Here is a 21,861-nt window from a genome sequence, read left to right on the forward strand (position 1 = left end):
TACGGTGCCGGGTGGCAGCGGGGGGCGGTGTCGCGTGCGCAGCGTGATGCCGAGCGCAGGTTATTTCAGGAGGCTGACGTAGATGACGGGTGACATGGCGGGCAAGCCGGCGCTGGCGATCGAGGACCTTCCCCGGTTGCTCGCCGCCGTCGCGGAGATCGAACCCGACCGCGTCGCCCTCACCGACGGTGACACCCGTATCGGCTACGCGCGCCTGCGCGACGAGATCGCCACGCTCGACACCGCGATGGGTGGCGCGCTCGGTTTCGACGCGCTGTTCCCCGTCGTCCTGTCGAACATCGCGCCCGCTCTGCTGGGTGCTCCGGGTCTCGCGGGGGTGGTCGACGCCCTGCTGGCCGACGCCGTCGAGGTGCTCGGCGACGATGCAGCAGCACCGGCCACGTTCGATCCCGATACACTGGTGGCGCGTTTCGACGCCCAGGTGGCGCGGACCCCCGATGCGGTCGCTCTCGAGTTCGACGGGCAGGCCCTGACCTACCGCGAATTCGATGCCCGCGCCAACCGTCTCGCACGTCACCTGATCGGTCTCGGTGTGGGCCCGGACGCACGGGTCGGTCTCGCCGTCCGCCGGTCGTTCGATCTGCTGGTCGGCATGTACGCCATCGTCAAGGCCGGTGGCGCCTACGTGCCGCTCGATCCCGACCATCCGGCCGATCGCCTCGCCTACGTCCTCGAGATCGCTGAGCCGGTCGCCGTCGTCACCACCGAGCGCGACGCCGTCGATCTTCCCGATTCGGTCCCGGCGCTGACGATCGACGCCCTCGACCTGTCGGAGGTCTCCGACGAGCCGATCGCCCCGGAGGAGCGCCGCGGCGCGCTCACGGCCGATCACCTCGCCTACGTCATCTTCACGTCCGGTTCGACGGGACGGCCCAAGGGCGTCGCCGTCGAGCACCGGGCGATCGTCGCGAACATCGACTGGCGCCAGTCCGAATACGGGATGCGCGCCGACGACGTGGTGCTGCAGAAGACACCGTTCACCTTCGACGTGTCGGTCTGGGAGTTCTTCTGGCCGCTGCAGGTGGGTGCCCGCCTCACGATCGCGGTGCCCGACGGGCACCGCGACCCGGCCTATCTCGCGCAGACGATGATCGAACGCGGCGTGACGATCGCGCACTTCGTGCCGTCGATGCTCGCCGTCTACCTCACCGAGCCCACCGCCGCGTCGGTGAGCACCCTCCGCTACGTCTTCGCGTCCGGTGAGGCGCTGCCGCCGCAGACCGTCGCCCGCTTCTACGAGATCTCCTCGGCGCGTCTGCACAACCTCTACGGGCCCACCGAGGCCGCGGTCGACGTCACCTACTTCGCGACCTCGGCCGACGACACCGTCGTGCCGATCGGTGCCGCCGTGGCCGACACCGGCCTCTACGTCCTCGACGAGGGCCTGCGTCCCGTCCCGGACGGTGTCGAGGGTGAGCTCTACCTCGCGGGCGTCCAGCTCGCGCGCGGCTACCTCCGTCGCCCCGATCTGACCTCCGATCGCTTCGTCGCCGACCCGTTCGGCGAGCCCGGTGACCGCATGTACCGCACCGGCGACCTCGTGAAGACGAACGACGACGGGCAGATCGAGTACATCGGTCGCACCGACTTCCAGGTGAAGCTGCGCGGTCTGCGCATCGAACTCGGCGAGATCGAATCGGCGCTGCTCGACCATCCGGGCGTGCGGCAGTCGGTCGTCGTCGTGCACTCCGACCCCACGCTCGGCGACCACCTCGTCGCCTATCTCGTCACCGACGGGCACGACATCGAACGGTCCGAGCTCGCCGACGCCGTGCGCCGGCGCCTGCCCGACTACATGGTGCCGTCGCTGTTCGTCGAACTCGACGAGTTCCCGCTCGGCGGCAGCGGCAAGCTCGACCGGAAGGCCTTGCCCGAACCGGACTTCAGCTCCCTGCAGCGTGAGTACCGCGCACCGTCGACGGCCACCGAGCACGCCGTCGTCGCGGCGTTCGAGCAGGTCCTCGGTGTCGAGCGGCTCGGTGTCGACGACGACTTCTTCGAACTCGGCGGTAACTCGCTCAGCGCGACGCGGGTCGTCGCGCGACTGAGCGCCGACCACAAGGTCCGCATCGACGTCCGCGAGTTCTTCGACGCCCCCACGGCGGCCGAACTGGCCTCGCTCGTCGACGCCGCCATGGCCTCGGGTGGCGACGGACGCGCACCCCTGGTCCCGCAGGTGCGCCCGGAACTGGTGCCGTTGTCGCTCGCGCAGCAGCGGATGTGGTTCCTCAACCGCTTCGAGCCCGAATCGGCGGTTGACAACATCCCCGTGGCGATCCGCCTGTCGGGTGCACTCGACGCGGCGGCCCTGCAGGCCGCGGTGACCGACGTGCTCGGCCGGCACGAGTCGCTGCGGACGATCTACCCGGACGTCGACGGTGTGGGCTACCAGCAGGTGCTGTCGGTGGACGAGGTGGTGCCCGACCTGACGCCGGTCCCGGTGGCCGAGTCCGATCTGATCGCCCGGGCCACCGAGATCGTCGGCACCGGCTTCGACGTAACGACGCAGGTCCCCTTCCGGGCCCGGCTGTTCGCCGTCACCGAGACCGGGACCGCGGCCGAGCACGTGCTGGTGCTGGTCGTGCACCACATCGCCTCCGACGGGTTCTCGATGGGTCCGCTGACCCGCGACGTCGTGACGGCCTACGCCGCACGCGTCTCGGGCGACGCCCCGCAGTGGGAACCGCTCGCGGTGCAGTACGCCGACTTCGCCATCTGGCAGCGGGAGGTGCTCGGCTCGGAGGACGATCCGGAGTCGGTCATCTCCTCGCAGGTCGCGTTCTGGCGGGAGACCCTCGCGGGTCTGCCCGAGCAACTCGATCTGCCGGCCGACCGTCCGCGACCGGCCGTCGCGAGCTACCGCGGTGCCTCGCACCGGTTCGTCCTGGACTCCGAACTCCGTTCCGCCGTCCGCGATCTCGCCCGTCGCACCTCCACCACCGAGTTCATGGTCGTGCACGCGGCACTGGCGGTGCTGCTGGCGCGTCTGTCGGGCACCGACGACATCGCGATCGGCACCCCGGTGGCCGGTCGTGGCGACGCGGCGCTCGACGACTTGGTGGGCATGTTCGTCAACACCCTCGTGCTGCGCACCCGGGTCGAGGGCGGCGAGTCGTTCGAGCAGGTGCTCGGACAGGTACGCGGCGCCGACCTCGAGGCGTTCGGGCAGGCCGACCTGCCGTTCGAGCGGCTCGTCGAGATCATCGACCCCGAACGGTCGACGGCACGGCACCCGTTGTTCCAGGTGCTCCTCGCGTTCCAGAACCTCGACGCCGACTCCCTCGAACTGCCCGGCCTGACCGTCTCGGCGCTCGACGTCGACGCGGCACTGGCGAAGTTCGACCTGCAGGTCACCGTCTCGGACGACGCGACCTCCGAGGGGTATCTCGTCGACCTCACCTATGCCACGGATCTGTTCGACGCCCGGACGATGGAGTCCTTCGCCGAGCGCCTGACCCGGATCCTCACCGCGGTCGTGACCGAACCCGCACTTCCGGTCGGTGATGTCGCGCTGCTCGACGATGCCGAGCGCACCGATGTGCTCGCCACGTGGAACGCCACCGAGCACGAACTCGGCGACGCCGGGACTCTCGTCGATCTGTTCGCCGAGCAGGTCCGGCGTTCGCCGGATGCGGTCGCGGTGGAGTTCGAGGGCGAGTCGCTGACCTACGGCGAGTTCTCCGAGCGCGTGAACCGTCTTGCGCGGCACCTGATCTCGCTCGGCGTCGGCCCCGACGCGCGGGTGGGTCTGGCGATGCGTCGCTCGCTCGATCTGCTCGTCGGTATGTACGCGATCGTCTCGGCCGGTGGTGCCTACGTGCCGATCGATCCGGATCAGCCGGACGATCGCAACGGCTACATCCTCGACACCGCCGCTCCCGTGGTGGTGCTGACCACCGAACGCGACGGATTCTCCGTGCCGGCCACGGCATCGGTGCCGTCGCTCGCGATCGACGGCCTCGACCTGTCCGCGACACCGGCCGAGCCGGTCACCGACGCCGACCGCCTCGCGCCGTTGCGGCCGTCGAACACCGCGTACTCGATCTTCACCTCCGGATCGACGGGACGCCCGAAGGGTGTGGCGGTCGCCCATGCCTCGGTCGTCAACCAGATCCGGTGGATCACCACCGAATACGGGATCGGCCCCGACGACGTGGTGCTGCAGAAGACCCCGTTCACCTTCGACGTGTCGGTGTGGGAACTCTTCGGCACCCTCGCCGTCGGTTCGCGCATGGTGATAGCGGTCCCGGACGGTCACCGCGACACCGCCTATCTCGGCACCGTCATCCGCGAGCGCGCGGTGACGGCAACCTCCTTCGTCCCGTCGATGCTCGCGGTGTTCGCCGCGTCGGTGTCGCCCGACGACTGCGCGTCGCTGCGCACCGTGCTCGTCGCCGGTGAGGCCTTCCCGCTGTCGGTGGCCGAGCAGTTCTCGCGGATCAGCGACGCCGAGCTCCACAACCTCTACGGCCCCACCGAGGCCACGGTGCACGCCACCGCCCGCCCTGTCGCAGGAACGACGGGTGGCTCCGTCGCGATGGGCGCTCCGGTGTGGAACACCCGCGCCTACGTGCTCGACTCGCGACTGTCGCCGGTTCCCGCCGGTGTCGTGGGTGAGCTGTATCTCGCGGGTGTGCAGGTGGCGCGCGGTTACGTCGGCCGCCCCGATCTGACCGCCGAGCGTTTCGTCGCCTCGCCCTTCGGCGAGGGTGAGCGTCTGTACCGCACGGGCGACCTCGTGCGCTGGGGCAACGACCGCCGCGGCGATCTCGAGTATCTCGGCCGCACCGACTTCCAGGTCAAGCTCCGCGGTCTGCGTATCGAGCTCGGGGAGATCGAGACCGCGCTGCTCGACCACACCGGGGTGTCGCAGGCCGCCGCGCAGGTGCGGCACGAACAGCTCGTCGCCTACGTGGTCCCGGCCCCGAACACGACCTTCGACCGCGACGCCGCGCAGGCCGCGCTGGGCGCGGTGCTCCCGGCCTACATGGTGCCGTCGCAGTTCGTGGTCCTCGACGAGATGCCGCTCGGCAGCTCGGGCAAGGTCGACCGGAAGGCGCTGCCCGATCCGGTCTTCGAGGCCCGCGGCTTCCGTGCACCCACGACTCCGGTCGAAGAGGTCGTCGCCGGCGTGTTCGCCGACGTCCTCGGTGTCGACCGTGTCGGGCTCGACGACGACTTCTTCGCCCTCGGCGGCAACTCGCTCATCGCGACGCAGGTCGTCGCGCGCCTCGGCTCCGAACTGGGAACCGTTGTGCCCGTTCGTGTCCTGTTCGAGGCGTCCGGCGTGGCCGCCCTCGCCGCCCGCGTCGAGCAGAGCGAGACCCAGGGCCGCACGCCGCTCATCGCGCAGGAACGTCCCGAGCGGGTACCGCTGTCGCTCGCGCAGCAGCGGATGTGGTTCCTCAACCGCTTCGAGCCCGAATCGGCGGTCAACAACATCCCCGGCGCGATCCGGTTGATCGGCGCGCTGGACGTCGAGGCGCTGCGCTCCGCGGTGGTCGACGTGCTCGGCCGGCACGAGTCCTTGCGGACGACCTACCCGGACGTCGACGGTGTGGGCTACCAGCAGGTGCTGCCGGTGTCCGAGGTCGAACCCGACCTCACGCCGATCGACGTCACCGAGACGCAGCTGGTGCAGAGCATCACCGATCTCGTCTCGTCCGGCTTCGACGTCTCTGCCCAGGCACCCTTCCGGGCGCAGCTGTTCGCGGTGTCGGCGACCGAACACGTGCTCGCACTCGTCGTGCACCACATCGCCGCCGACGGCTTCTCGATGGGTCCGCTCACCCGCGACATCGTCTCCGCCTACGCGGCCCGCGCCGCCGGCGGCGAACCGGGCTGGGAACCGCTGCCGGTGCAGTACGCCGACTTCGCGATCTGGCAGCGGGAGGTGCTCGGCTCGGAGGACGATCCGGAGTCGGTCATCTCCTCGCAGGTCGGTTTCTGGCGGGACACGCTCGAGGGTCTGCCCGAGCAGCTCGACCTGCCGGCCGACCGCCCGCGCCCCGCCGTCGCCACCAACCGGGGTGCCCTGCACGAGTTCACCATCGACGAGACGCTGCACGACCGCATCGTCACGCTCGCCCGCGAACGCAACGCGACCCCGTTCATGGTGGTGCACACCGCGCTGGCAGTGTTGCTGGCGCGTCTGTCGGGAACCGACGACATCGCGATCGGCACCCCGGTGGCCGGTCGTGGCGACGCGGCGCTCGACGACCTGGTGGGCATGTTCGTCAACACCCTCGTGCTGCGCACCAGGGTCGAGGGCGGCGAGTCGTTCGAGCAGGTGCTCGGCCGGGTACGCGGCGCCGACCTCGAGGCGTTCGGCCACGCCGACCTGCCGTTCGAACGACTCGTGGAGGTGCTCAACCCCGAGCGCTCCACTACACGTCACCCGCTGTTCCAGGTGATGCTGTCGTTCCAGAACCTCGAGACTCGCACGCTCGAACTTCCGCGGCTGACCGTCGAGGCCGTCGACCTCGACATCGCGACCGCCAAATTCGACCTCCAGTTCGTCGTCACCGAGACGCCGACCGCGACCGGTGCCGCCGAGTACTCGGTGGGCCTGACCTACGCCACCGATCTGTTCGACACCCGCACCGTCGAGCGCATTGCCGAGCGCTTCGTCCGTCTCCTCGATGCGGTCACCGGCGATCTCTCCGTCGCGATCGGTGATGTCGACCTGCTCGACGACGCCGAACGCGTGCAGGTCCTCGAGCAGTGGAACGACACCGACCACGCGCTCGACGGCACCTCGACCCTCGTCGATCTGTTCGCCGAGCAGGTCCGGCGGTCGCCGGATGCGGTCGCGGTGGAGTTCGAGGGCGAGTCGCTGACCTACGGCGAGTTCTCCGAGCGCGTGAACCGTCTTGCGCGGCACCTGATCTCGCTCGGCGTCGGCCCCGACGCGCGGGTGGGTCTGGCGATGCGTCGCTCGCTCGATCTGCTGGTCGGTATGTACGCGGTCGTCACCGCCGGTGGTGCCTACGTGCCGATCGACCCGGACCAGCCGGAGGATCGCAACGGCTACATCCTCGACACCGCCGCTCCCGTGGCGGTGCTGACCACCGAGCGTGACGGGTTCCGCGTGCCGGGGGAGACGTCCGTCCCGATCCTGCTCGTCGACACCCTCGACCTGTCCGCGACGGCGTCCGATCCCGTCATCGACGCCGAGCGGACGTCCCCGCTGCGGGCCTCGAACACCGCCTACGTCATCTTCACGTCCGGATCGACCGGGCGCCCGAAGGGTGTGGCGGTGCCGCACGGCGCGATCGTCAACCGCCTACGCTGGATGCAGCACGAATACCCCCTGACCGAGGCCGACGTGGTGCTGCAGAAGACCCCGTTCACCTTCGATGTGTCGGTGTGGGAGTTCTTCTGGCCCTTGCAGGTCGGTGCCCGACTGGTGGTCGCCGTGCCGGACGGTCACCGCGATCCGCGGTACCTGACCTCGGTGATCGAGCGGTGCGGCGTGACCGTCGTGCACTTCGTGCCGTCGATGCTGGCGGTGTTCGTCGCCGAGGCATCAGCCGACGAACTCACCTCGCTCCGGCACGTCTTCGCCTCCGGTGAGGCCCTGCCGCCCGCACTGGCCGCACGCACGCGCGCACTGCTGACCGACGCCGGCCTGCACAACCTCTACGGCCCCACCGAGGCGGCCGTCGACGTGACCTACCACGAGGCCACCGACGCCGACACGGTGTCCGTGCCGATCGGTGCCCCCGTGTGGAACACCCGCGTCTACGTCCTCGACGAGCGTCTCGCGCCCGTGCCCGTGGGGGTCGCGGGAGAGCTCTATCTCGCGGGCACCCAGCTCGCGCGTGGGTACATGCAGCGCCCCGACCTCACGGCCGAGCGCTTCGTCGCCTCGCCGTTCGGCGACGGCGAGCGGCTGTACCGCACCGGCGACCTCGTGCGCTGGACGGAGGGGGCCGGCGAACTCGACTACATCGGCCGCACGGACTTCCAGGTCAAGCTCCGCGGTCTGCGCATCGAACTCGGTGAGATCGAGACCGCGCTGCTCGCCCTCGACGAGGTCGAGCAGGCCGTCGTGCTCGTCCGTCAGGACCAGCTCGTCGCCTACGTCGTCCCGCAGCCCGGTGCGACCTTCGATCAGGTGGCGTCCGGTGCGGCACTGTCCGCGCAGTTGCCGGCCTACATGGTGCCCGCCACCTACGTGCTCCTCGACGCCATGCCGCTGGGTGCGTCCGGCAAGCTCGACCGCAAGGCACTGCCCGACCCGGTCTTCGAGGTCAGGGCGTTCCGCGCTCCCACCACCTCCACGGAACAGGTCGTGGCCTCGACCTACTCCGAGGTTCTCGGCGTCGACCGCGTCGGACTCGACGACGACTTCTTCGCGCTCGGCGGAAACTCGCTCATCGCCACCCGAGTGGTCTCCCGCATCGGTGCCGCGCTGAATGCCACCGTGCCCCTGCGACTGTTGTTCGAGGCCGCGACCGTCGAAGACCTTGCGGCGCGCCTCGAACACGGAGTGTCGGGTGGCCCGCGCCGTCCCCTCGTCGCCGGCGAACGACCCGACCGGGTTCCGCTGTCGCTCGCGCAGCAGCGCTACTGGTTCCTCAACCAGTTCGACACGGCGTCCTCGGCGGTCGACAACATCCCGATCGCTGTGCGGCTCGTCGGCGACCTCGATGTCGACGCGCTCCGCGCGGCAGCACGCGACGTCATCGCCCGGCACGAATCGCTCCGCACCATCTACCCGGATTCACCCGACGGACCGCACCAGGTGGTGCTCCCGCTCGACGGTGCGCTGCCCGAACTCGTCGTGCGCGACGTCGCGGAGGCCGAACTCGAACCCGAGATCGTGGCCTTCATGTCGACGACCTTCGATGTGACCGCCGAGGTGCCGGTCGCGGTGCGCATCTTCCGTGTCAGCGACGACGAGCACATTCTCGCGCTGGTCGTACACCACGTGTCGGCCGACGGCGCGTCGGTAGGCCCGCTGACCCGGGACCTGATGACGGCCTACGTGGCACGGTCGCGGGGCGACGCGCCGGCGTGGGAGCCGCTGCCCGTGCAGTACGCCGACTACGCGCTGTGGCAGCGCGAGGTGCTCGGCAGCGAGGACGACCCGGAAGCGCTGGCCGCCAAGCAGGTCGAGTACTGGAAGCAGGCCCTCGCCGGACTGCCCGACCAGCTCGATCTCCCGTCCGACCGCCCGCGTCCGCCGAGCCAGAGCTTCCGCGGTGAATCGTTGCAGTTCACGATCTCGCCCGAACTGCACCGCGGCCTGCAGGAACTCGCGCGGTCGAAGAACGCGACGCTGTTCATGGTCGTCAACGCGGCCTTCGCGACTCTGCTGGCGCGGCTCTCGGGCACCCGCGACATCGCGATCGGCACCCCGATCGCCGGTCGTGGCGAGCGCGAACTCGACGACCTGATCGGCATGTTCGTCAACACGCTGGTCTTCCGCAGCGACGTCGACCCGGCCCAGTCCTTCGAGCGACTCCTCGAAGGCACCCGCGAGACCGACCTCGGTGCCTTCGCGAACGCCGACGTGCCGTTCGAACGCCTGGTGGAAGTGCTGAATCCGGTGCGCTCGACCGCCCGCAACCCGCTCTTCCAGGTGGGTCTGTCGTTCCAGAACCTGGCGCGCACCCAGCTCGAACTGCCCGGTCTGACAGTGAGTTCCACCGATTTCGAGCTGCAGCTCGCCAAGACCGACCTGCAGCTCACGGTGTTCGACCACTACGTTGACGACGGTGCGCCCGACATCATCGACGCCACCTTCACGTACGCGACCGATCTGTTCGACGAGTCGACGGTCGAGGGCTTCGCGCAGCGCTTCGTGCGTGTCCTCGAGGCGATCGTCACCGACCCGACCACGGCTGTCGGCGACATCGACATGCTCGACGGATCCGAACGGATCGAGATCCTCGAGTCGTGGAACGCCACCGACCGCACGGTCGACCAGGCGTCGACGCTCGTGAATCTGTTCGATGAGCAGGTCTCGCGGGTGCCGGATGCGCCGGCGTTGGTGTTCGAGGGCGAGTCGCTGACCTATTCGGAGTTCGATGCGCGTGTCAATCGTCTTGCGCGCAGGTTGATCTCGGAGGGTGTGGGTCCGGAGTCGACGGTGGCGCTGGCGATGCGTCGCTCGGTCGAGTTGCTGGTCGGTATGTATGCGGTGGTCAAGGCCGGTGGCGTGTATGTGCCGGTGGATCCCGATCAGCCGGACGATCGCAACGCGTACATTCTCGACACCGCGGCGCCGGTGGTGATCCTGTCGACCGAACGCGATGCCTTCGTCGTGCCGGGGGAGAGGTCTGTCCCGAGCCTGGCGATCGACACGCTCGATCTCTCGGACGTCTCGTCCGCCTCCATCGTCGACGGCGAGCGGATCGCTCCGTTGCGTGCGTCGAACACGGCGTATGTGATCTTCACGTCGGGTTCGACGGGTCGGCCGAAGGGTGTGGCGGTGCCGCATGCGGCGATCGTCAACCAGTTGCTGTGGAAGCGTGAGTATTTCGGTCTCGGTGTCGATGATGCGGTGCTGTTGAAGACGGTGGCGACGTTCGATCTGTCGGTGTGGGAGTTCTGGTCGGCTCTCGTGTCCGGTGGGCGTGTGGTGATCGCGTCGGCGGACGGTCATCGGGATCCGGCGTATCTGAACCGGTTGCTGACCGAGCAGTCGGTGACGACGCTGCATGTGGTGCCGTCGATGCTCGAGGCTCTGATGGTCGATGCGGGCGGCATCCTCACACCCTCGTTGCGGCAGGTGCTGGCGATCGGTGAGGCCCTCCCGCCGGCCACCGCGAAGCGGTTCGTCGAGCACAATGCCGCCCGGCTGGTGAACCTGTACGGTCCGACCGAGGCTGCGGTGTCGGTCACCGCCGGTGATGTCACCGATGTCTCGGGTGCGTCGGTGCCGATCGGTGTGCCCGAGTGGAACACCCGGGTGTATGTGCTCGACGAGCGTCTGCATCCGGTTCCGACCGGTGTCGCCGGTGAGCTGTATCTCGCGGGTGCGCAGCTCGCGCGCGGGTATTTCGGGCGTGCGGATCTGAGTGCGGAGCGGTTCGTCGCGTCGCCGTTCGGTGATGGTGAACGTCTGTATCGTACGGGCGATCTGGTGCGGTGGACCCGTGACGGGCAGTTGGACTACCTGTCGCGTACGGATTTCCAGGTGAAGGTGCGTGGTTTCCGTATCGAGCTCGGTGAGATCGAATCCGCTCTGCGGGCGATGGATGTGCTGCGTGATGTCGCGGTGATCGCTCGTGAGGACGAGCGGGTCGGCACCCAGTTGGTCGCGTACGTCGTACCCATCGAAGCCGACACCCTCGACGTGGCGACGGTCAGGAGCGAACTGGCGACGCAGGTGCCGTCGTACATGGTGCCGTCGGCGTTCGTGACGCTCGATGCGTTGCCGCTGAACGTCAACGGCAAGCTCGACCGCAGGGCCCTGCCCGAGCCGGTCTTCGAGACCCGCGAATTCCGGACCTCCGTCACGCCGGCCGAGCAGGCCGTCGCCGCGGTCTTCGCCGAGGTGCTCGGCGTCGAACGGGTCGGTCTCGACGACGACTTCTTCGAACTCGGCGGCAACTCGCTGCTCGCCACCCAGGTGGCCTCCCGGCTCGGAGCCGCACTCGGCGCGAAGGTTCCGGTGCGTGCCCTCTTCGAGAACACCACCGTCGAATCGCTCGCCGGTGCGGTCGAGTCGCAGCGTGGCGAGGACCGCCGGCCTCTCGAAGCCATCGAGCGGCCCGCACGCATCCCGCTGTCGCTCGCGCAGCAGCGCATGTGGTTCCTCAACCGATTCGACACCGAATCGTCGGCCTACAACGTGCCGATCGCGATTCGGCTCACCGGCGATCTCGACGTCGACGCGCTGCAGGCCGCCGTCGGCGACGTCGTGGCCCGTCACGAATCGCTGCGCACCTTCTATCCGGAGACCGAGGACGGTCCCGTCCAGGTCATCGTTCCGGCCGCGCAGACGGTCCCCGACCTCACCCCGGTGGACGTGCCGGAGGAGGACATCGTCGTCGCCGTCCAGGAACTCGCGGCGACGATCTTCGACGTCACCACGACCGTGCCGCTGAGTGCGCGACTGTTCCGGGTCCGCGAATCCGACTACGTCCTCGCCTTCGTGGTCCACCACATCTCCGCCGACGGCTCGTCGATGGGTCCGCTCACGCGCGACCTCATGACGGCCTACGTCGCGCGGTCGCAGGGCGACGCCCCGGCATGGGAGCCGCTGTCGGTGCAGTACGCCGACTTCGCCATCTGGCAGCGCGAGGTGCTCGGCGACGAGGACGACCCGGAAGCGCTGGCCGCCAAGCAGGTCGAGTACTGGAAGCAGGCCCTCGCCGGACTGCCCGACCAGCTCGATCTCCCGAGCGACCGGCCGCGTCCCGCTGTCCAGTCGTTCCGGGGCGGCCGCGTCGACTTCACCGTTGAGGCCGAACTCCACCGACGCCTCGCCGATCTCGGCCGGCGCACGAACACCACGATGTTCATGGTGCTGCACACCGCGCTCGCGGTGTTCCTCGCACGCATGTCCTCGAGCGACGACATCGCGATCGGCACGCCGATGGCCGGTCGTGGCGAGCGCGAACTCGACGACCTGATCGGCATGTTCGTCAACACGCTGGTGTTCCGGACCCACGTCGATTCGGACGCGTCGTTCACCGAACTCCTTGGACGGACCCGTGAGGCCGACCTCGGCGCGTTCGCGAACGCCGACGTGCCGTTCGAGCGGCTCGTCGAGGTGCTCAACCCCGCACGATCCACGGCACGCCACCCGCTGTTCCAGGTGGGTCTGTCGTTCCAGAACCTCGCGCAGGCCGCACTCGAACTCCCCGGTCTCACCATCTCCGGACTCGACACCGACATGGAGATCTCGCAGTTCGACCTGCACCTGATCGTCACCGACCGCTACAGCGACGACGGCACGCCCACGGGCATCACCGGCTACTTCACCTACGCGACCGATCTGTTCGACGAGTCGACGGTCGCGGAGTTCGCCGCCCGGTTCATCCGCGTGCTCGACGCCGTGGTCGACGACCCGGCACTGCCGGTCGGCGATCTGACCCTCCTCGACACCGTGGAAACCGCGCGAGTGCTCGAGGCGTGGAACGACACCACACACCCCACCAGGTCGGCGACGTTGGTCGATCTGTTCGACGAGCAGGTCTCGCGGGTGCCGGATGCGCCGGCGTTGGTGTTCGAGGGCGAGTCGCTGACCTATTCGGAGTTCGATGCGCGTGTCAATCGTCTTGCGCGCAGGTTGATCTCGGAGGGTGTGGGTCCGGAGTCGACGGTGGCGCTGGCGATGCGTCGCTCGGTCGAGTTGCTGGTCGGTATGTATGCGGTGGTCAAGGCCGGTGGCGTGTATGTGCCGGTGGATCCGGATCAGCCGGACGAGCGCAATGCCTACATTCTCGACACCGCCGCTCCGGTGGTGGTGCTGTCCACCGAACGCGACGAGTTCACGGCACCGGGGGAGAAGTCTGTCCCCATCCTGTTGCTCGACAGCCTGGATCTGTCCGAGCTGTCCGCGGTGCCGGTGACCGACACCGAGCGGATCGCGCCGTTGCGTGCGTCGAACACGGCGTATGTGATCTTCACGTCGGGTTCGACGGGTCGGCCGAAGGGTGTGGCGGTGCCGCATGCGGCGATCGTCAACCAGTTGCTGTGGAAGCGTGAGTATTTCGGTCTCGGTGTCGATGATGCGGTGCTGTTGAAGACGGTGGCGACGTTCGATCTGTCGGTGTGGGAGTTCTGGTCGGCGCTGGTCTCCGGTGGGCGTGTGGTGATCGCGTCGGCCGACGGTCATCGGGATCCGGCGTATCTGAACCGGTTGCTGACCGAGCAGTCGGTGACGACGCTGCATGTGGTGCCGTCGATGCTCGAGGCTCTGATGGTCGATGCGGGCGGCATCCTCACACCCTCGTTGCGGCAGGTGCTGGCGATCGGTGAGGCCCTCCCGCCGGCCACCGCGAAGCGGTTCGTCGAGCACAATGCCGCCCGGCTGGTGAACCTGTACGGTCCGACCGAGGCTGCGGTGTCGGTCACCGCCGGTGATGTCACCGATGTCTCGGGTGCGTCGGTGCCGATCGGTGTGCCCGAGTGGAACACCCGGGTGTATGTGCTCGACGAGCGTCTGCATCCGGTTCCGACCGGTGTCGCCGGTGAGCTGTATCTCGCGGGTGCGCAGCTCGCGCGCGGGTATTTCGGGCGTGCGGATCTGAGTGCGGAGCGGTTCGTCGCGTCGCCGTTCGGTGATGGTGAACGTCTGTATCGTACGGGCGATCTGGTGCGGTGGACCCGTGACGGGCAGTTGGACTACCTGTCGCGTACGGATTTCCAGGTGAAGGTGCGTGGTTTCCGTATCGAGCTCGGTGAGATCGAATCCGCTCTGCGGGCGATGGATGTGCTGCGTGATGTCGCGGTGATCGCTCGTGAGGACGAGCGGGTCGGCACCCAGTTGGTCGCGTACGTCGTACCCATCGAAGCCGACACCCTCGACGTGGCGACGGTCAGGAGCGAACTGGCGACGCAGGTGCCGTCGTACATGGTGCCGTCGGCGTTCGTGACGCTCGATGCGTTGCCGCTGAACGTCAACGGCAAGCTCGACCGCAGGGCCCTGCCCGAGCCGGTCTTCGAGGCCCGTGAGTTCCGCGCTCCGAGCACCCCGGTCGAGGAGATCGTCGCCGGCGTGTTCGCCGACGTCCTCGGCCTCACCCGCGTGGGTGTGGACGACGACTTCTTCGAACTCGGCGGCAACTCGCTGCTCGCCACCCAGGTCGTCTCGCGGATCGGCGCGGCACTCGACACCCGCGTCCCCGTGCGCGTGCTGTTCGAAGCCCCCAGTGTCGCGGCGCTCGCCGTCGCGGCCGAGCAGCACACCGGTGCGGCGGCACGTCCGCCGCTGGTGCCGCAGCCGCGGCCTGAACGTGTGCCGCTGTCGCTCGCGCAGCAGCGCATGTGGTTCCTCAACCGCTTCGACACCGAATCGTCGGTCGACAACATCCCAGTGGCGGTCCGGTTGACCGGGGCACTCGACCTCGGTGCGCTGCAGGCAGCGGTCCAAGACCTGCTCACCCGGCACGAGGTGCTCCGCACCATCTATCCCGAGATCGACGGACAGCCCTACCAGCTGATACTCCCGGTCGCGGAGGCCGCACCCGACATCGACGTCGAATCGGCCACTGAGGACGACCTGCTGCAGAAGGTGACGGCGGTCGTCTCCCGCGGGTTCGACGTCACCACCGAGATCCCGCTGCGCGCACGACTGTTCGAGCTCTCCGAGCGCGATCATGTGCTGGTCTTCGTCGTCCATCACATCAGCGCCGACGGCTGGTCCATCTCGCCGCTGACCCGCGACGTGATGACGGCGTACATGTCCCGCGCCGAGGGTGAAGCCCCCGGCTGGGCGCCGCTGCCGGTGCAGTACGCCGACTTCGCCATCTGGCAGCGCGCGGTCCTCGGCGGAGAGGATGATGCCGAGAGCCTGCTCGCTGCGCAGGCCGAGTACTGGAAGCGCACGCTCGCGGGTCTGCCTGACGAGCTGAATCTCCCCATGGACCGGCCGCGTCCTTCGATCCAGTCCTTCACCGGCGGCAAGATCGAGTTCGTCCTCGGCGCGGACCTGCACCGCGGCCTCGCGGCACTCGCACGCTCCACGGGCACCACGATGTTCATGGTGATGCACACCGCGCTCGCGGTGTTTCTGTCGAGGATCTCCGACAGCGACGACATCGCGATCGGCACGCCCATCGCCGGTCGTGGCGAATCGGAGGTCGACGACCTGGTCGGCATGTTCGTCAACACGCTCGTCCTGCGCACCCGGGTGGACGCGGGCAAGAGCTTCTCGGACCTCCTCTCGCGCGTGCGGGAGGGCGACCTCGAGGCGTTCGCCCACGCCGACATCCCCTTCGAGCGGCTCGTGGAGATCCTCGCCCCCGAGCGGTCGACGGCACGCCACCCGCTGTTCCAGGTGGCACTGTCGTTCGAGAACCTGCCCGAGACGGCGCTGGAACTGCCCGAACTCACGGTGTCCGGAGTGCCCTTCGAGGTCGACACCGTCAAGTTCGACCTGTCGCTGACCCTCCGCGAGCATCGCGGCGGATCGGATGGCCCCGCCGGAATCTCGGCTGAATTCTCCTACGCGAGTGCGTTGTTCGACCGCTCGACGATCGAAGGATTCGCTCGACGGTTCGAGATGCTCGTCGCGGGAGTACTGGGCGATCCGCACCTGCCGGTCGGAGATCTACCGCTTCTCGACACAGACGAGTTCGACCGGCTCACGCACGTCCACGGCGACCGCGTCAGTGCAGGTGGAAGCCTCACCGACATCCTCACTTCGGGCGTCGCGCGGGCCCCCGAGGCCGTCGCGGTGCGGTACGAGGGCCGGTCGGTCACCTACCGGGAACTCGACGAGACCTCGTCGCGCCTGGCCCGCATGCTCATCGAGCGAGGGGTCGGACCGGAGGACATCGTCGCCGTCGCGTACCCGCGTTCGTACGAGATGGTGCTGAGCGTGTGGGCGATCGCGAAGGCCGGTGCCGCCCACCTGCCGGTCGATCCGAACTACCCGATCGACCGCGTGCGCTACATGCTCGCGGATTCCGGAGCGGCCATGGGTATCACCGGGGCCGAATATCGCGAGGCGATGCCGGACGACTCCGACTGGGTCGTGCTCGACGCGCCGGAGACGGCCGCGGAACTGGACGCGCGGTCCGGTGCGCCGGTCACCGACGCCGATCGCGTGCGGCCGATCCGGCTCGAACACCCGGCCTATGTGATCTACACGTCGGGTTCGACGGGTAGGCCCAAGGGCGTCGTGGTCACCCACACCGGTCTCGGTGGCGTCGTCGACACCGCCGTGGACCTCTACCACCTGCGTGCCGGCCACCGGTTCCTGCACATCTGCTCGCCGAGCTTCGACCCGTCGGTGCTCGAGTGGATGGCTGCATTCTCGAGCGGTGCGACGCTGGTGATCGTGCCGGGCCGGATCATCGGCGGCCCGGATCTTGCGGAACTGCTGCAGACCGAACAGGTGACCCACACGATCATCACGCCCGCAGTGCTGGGCACGATGGATCCTGCCGGTATCGACAGCCTCGAGGTGGTGTCGGTGGGCGGCGACGTCACCACACCCGAGCTGCTCGGTCGCTGGGCGCCGGGACGGAAGTACTTCAACGGTTACGGCCCCACCGAGACCACGATCATCTCGTCGTTCGCCCGCCTGCAACCAGGCCGGCCGATCACGATCGGCAACCCGACCCACGGTGTATCCGCGCTCGTCCTCGATGCCCGGCTGAACCCGGTGCCCGAGGGTGTCGCAGGCGAGCTCTACATGGCAGGTGGCGCGCTCGCGCGGGGTTACCACGGGCGCACCGCCCTGACCGCCGAGCGGTTCGTCGCCAATCCCTACACCAGCGACGGCTCGCGCATGTACCGCACGGGCGACGTGGTTCGCTGGCGTTCGATCGAGGGCGGTCCCGTCGAGCTCGAATTCGTCGGCCGCAGCGACTTCCAGGTCAAGGTCCGCGGTTTCCGTATCGAGCTCGGCGAGATCGACGCGGCTCTCGCCGGACACGACAGTGTGGATTTCGCGGCTACTCTCGGCCGGACCACCGGTTCCGGCGCCACCGTGCTGGTGTCGTACGTGCTGCCCGTGCGGGGCCGAACGGTCGACACGGCGGAGTTGACCGAGTTCGTGGCACGGTCGTTGCCGCCGCACATGGTGCCGTCGGCCATCGTGGTACTCGACGAGGTGCCGCTCACGCCGGTGGGCAAACTCGATCGCGATGCGCTGCCGGAACCGGTGATCGAGGAGCGTGAGTACCGGGCCGCCGAGGGTGAGGTCGAGCAGATCATCTCCGAGGTGTTCGCGGAGGTTCTGCATCTGGACAAGGTGAGCGTCGACGAGTCGTTCTTCGCGCTCGGCGGCGACAGCATCGTGTCGATCCAGTTGGTGTCGCGGGCGAAGGCGCGCGGTGTGGTGTTCACCCCCCGGGACGTCTTCGAGCGTCGGTCGGTCGCCGGTCTCGCCGAGGTCGCGACGCGCTCCGAGGGCGGGACGACACTGCGTCCGGCCGAGCTTCCCGGTGGCGGTGTCGGCGAGGTTCCGCTGACGCCGATCATGCATGAGGTCCTGTCGTGGCCCGGTGGTTTCGATCGGTTCTCGCAGATCGTCGCCGTGACATTGCCGAGCGGGATCGATCAGGACGTGCTCGTTCGTACGATCGGTGCCGTCGTCGATCACCACGATGCCCTGCGTTCGATCCTCGAGCGCGGAACCGATGGGGAGCATGTCCTACGCGTTCGCGCCGCAGGAAGTGTCGATCCGGTGTCGATTCTCGAACGGGTCGAGCTACCCGCCGGAATCAGCGACGCAGATCTGACCATCGTTGCGGAACGCGAGATCGACGCGGCGCTGGGCCGGCTCGATCCTGGCAGCGGTTCGGTCCTCCGGTTCGTGTGGTTCGATTTCGGCGGTGAGCGTGCGGGCATCCTCGCGGTCGTCGCCCACCATCTGGTCGTGGACGGCGTCTCGTGGCGCATCCTGCTGCCGGACCTCGGTCTGGCCTGGGGGCAGATCGTCTCCGGCCGGGAAGTGTCGCTCGACGCCGTGGGCACGTCCCTGCGGCGATGGGCGCACGGTCTCGTGGCTGCGGCCTCGGAGCGCCGGGCGGAACTTCCTCTGTGGGAGCGCATTCTGGAGGGCCCGGACCCGGCTCTGGGCTCACGTCCGTTCGATCCTGCCGTCGACACCATCTCCACCGTCCGACGGATCGAGCTGTCTCTCCCGGCGTCCGAAACCGATGCTCTGCTGACGTCGGTGCCGACATTGTTCCGCGGTGGTGTCGCCGACGGCCTGATGGCTGCGCTCGGCCTGGCACTCGTGCGGTGGCGACGCGATCGAGGCATCGAATCGTCTTCGGCCCTGGTCGAATTCGAAGGTCACGGACGGGAGGAGTCCGTCCTGCCGGGAGCGGACCTGTCGAGGACGGTCGGGTGGTTCACCAGTGCGTACCCGGTCCGGGTCGACCTGACCGGAGTGGACGTCGACGAGGCGTTCGCCGGTGGCGCTGCGATCGGATCGGCCGTGAAGGCGGTCAAGGAACAGCTCCTGGCCATCCCGGACAAGGGTATGGGATTCGGCCTGCTGCGCTATCTGGATCCGGAATCGTCGGCGCGGTTGGCGTCGATCGCCCGAGTGCCGCAGGTGAGCTTCAACTATCTGGGCCGGATGTCGTCGGCGGACGTACCGGAGGGCCTCGCGGAGATCGGCTGGGCACCGACCTCCGCGCTCGGCGAGCTGGATGTTGCTCAGGACGCCGACATGCCCGCCAACGCGAGCGTCGATATCAATGCGATCGTCTCGGACGGCGACGGCGGACCACAGCTCGGCGCGAGCATCGCCTTCCCGTCGGGGCTGCTGGATTCCGACGACGTGGACGAGCTTGCTCAGCATTGGTCGCAGGCACTGAGCGCTCTCGCCCAGTACGCGGCGTCACCGGATGCGGGGGGCCTGACACCGTCCGACCTGCTGCTCGCCGGTCTCGGACAAAGCGAGATCGAGGAATGGGAGCAGCGCTACCCGGCGCTCTCGGACGTGTGGCCGCTGTCGCCGCTGCAGGCGGGTCTGCTGTTCCACGCGTCGATGGTGACCGAGGAGCACGTCGACGTCTACACCATGCAGGCCGTGCTGGACCTCGAGGGTGAGGTGGATCCGGCGCGCCTGCGTGCGGCCGGACAAGCACTGCTGGACCGATACCCGAATCTCAGGACCGCTTTCGTCACGGACGCGGAGGGACGGTCCCTGCAACTGGTGCTCGACGACGTCGAGCTTCCCTGGCGAGAACTCGATTCGAGCGACACCGAGGACGAGCGACGGATGGCCGCGGTCGCATCGGCATTGGCGGACGAGCAGTCCCGTCGCTTCGACATGGAGTCGGCACCGCTCATTCGGTTCCTGCTCGTGAGATCCGGAACGAACCGGTACCACCTCGGAGTCACGACCCATCACATCCTTCTCGACGGCTGGTCGATGCCGCTGCTCATGCAGGATCTAATGGCCCTGTACGTGCTCCGCGGTGATCCCACGGCACTGCCGCGCGCGCGCTCCTACCGCAGTTTCCTCGCGTGGCTCGCCGAGCAGGACAGGACGGTTTCGCTCGACGCGTGGGCCACCGCGCTCGAAGGGCTCGGAGATCCGACCGCCATCGCTCCGGTTCAGCGCGACCCCGGGAACGACACGATCTCCACGGTCCGCGTCCTGCTCGACACCGAGCGCACCGCCCGGTTGACCGCCCTCGCGGCCGATCTCGGCGTAACCGTGAACACCCTCGTGCAGGCTGCCTGGGGCGTAGTGCTCGGCCGCATCACCGGCAGCTCGGACGTCGTGTTCGGCGCGACCGTGTCGGGTCGTCCCGCCGACCTGCCCGGCGTCGAGTCGATGGTGGGTCTGTTCATCAACACATTGCCGGTGCGCGTAAGGACGAACCGGCACGAATCCGTGTCGCAGATGCTCCGACGTCTGCAGGCGGAGCAGGCGGGGTTGCTCGATCACCACTATGTCGGCCTGTCCGACATCGAACAGCGCATCGGAACGCCGATCGGATTCGACTCCCTGCTGGTGTTCGAGTCGTACCCGATCGATCGGGACGCGTTGTCCGACGCTGCGGGCTCGATCGACGGCATGACGATCACGGGCGTCGGAGTGAAGGACGCCACGCATTACCCGATAACGCTGCTCACCGTCGCCGACAGCGAGATCGAACTGACCTTCAAGTACCTGGAGCGGTTCTTCGACGAGGCCGAGGTCGTTCACCTCTCCCGACGATTCGTGCGTGTGCTGGAGGCGTTCGTCGAGGATTCCGACACGGCGGTCGCCGATATCGAACTCGTCGAGGCCGACGAACTCGCGCGCATCGTGGCCGAATCCGGGCCCTCCGCGGTTGTGGGCGGTACGGGAGCGGGCACCCTCGCCACTGTGCTCGCGGAGGTGGTCGAAATGGACCCCTCGGCGCCCGCACTCGCCGTGCCCGCCGAACCCGAGGCCGACGGGCAGGGTGTGGAGATCTCGTACCGCGAACTCGACGAACGGTCTTCCCGCCTGGCCCGCATGCTCATCGATCGCGGGCTGGGAACAGGCGATGCTGTCGCCGTCTCGATGCCACGATCGGTGGACTCGGTGGTCGCGCAGTGGGCGGTGGCCAAGACCGGCTCGGCACTGGTGATGGTCGACCCGGCTCGCCACGGCGAAGAGCTGCCGGCGGGAGCCGCGGTGGGTCTGACCCTCTCGAAGGCGGCAGGATCCCTGTCGGGCGACTGGATCGTCGTGGACGACGAGAAGGTGCAGACGGACCTGTCGGCTCTCTCGGCCGCTCCCGTGACGTACTCGGACCGGCTGCGTCCGGTGGAACCGTCGGACGCGGCGGCGGTCATCGGGTCGCGGACGTTCACGAACGCCGAACTTCTCGAGCGGATCGACGAGCTGCGCGAGAGGTACGAGCTGACCTACGAGTCGCGGAGCGCAGCCCTGGGCAGCGTCGACGTCGAATCGGTGGCCCTCGAGCCGCTGGCCGTGACCGCGACGGGTGCGGTCGTCGTGGTCGTACCCGAGAAGACGGTGTCGGGGGCCTCCCTGGACGGTGTGCTCTACAACGAGTGGGTCACGCACGTCCACCTGCCGGAAGCCTCGCTGCGCACGCTCGAGCCGGGCAGTCTCGAGGATCTCGCGGTGGTCGTCGTGGTCGACGAGGCGCCCCAGGATCTGCTCGACGAATGGGGCGCGGCGCACCGGGTGCACCGGCTCTCCGATCCGGACTGACCGCAGGTGGGGCCGTCCTCGGACGGCCCCGC

Annotated in this window: 1 protein-coding gene; it reads left to right on the forward strand. The window is 68.5% G+C overall.

The features are described from left to right. Positions 1-82: 82 nt before the first annotated feature. Entirely contained in the window at positions 83-21,829 is a 21,747-nt protein-coding gene (locus BLV31_RS09075; RefSeq protein WP_081364955.1) for a non-ribosomal peptide synthetase, read from the forward strand. The last annotated feature ends 32 nt before the right edge of the window (positions 21,830-21,861 follow it).

The organism is Rhodococcus pyridinivorans (assembly GCF_900105195.1).
Lineage (GTDB): Bacteria > Actinomycetota > Actinomycetes > Mycobacteriales > Mycobacteriaceae > Rhodococcus > Rhodococcus pyridinivorans.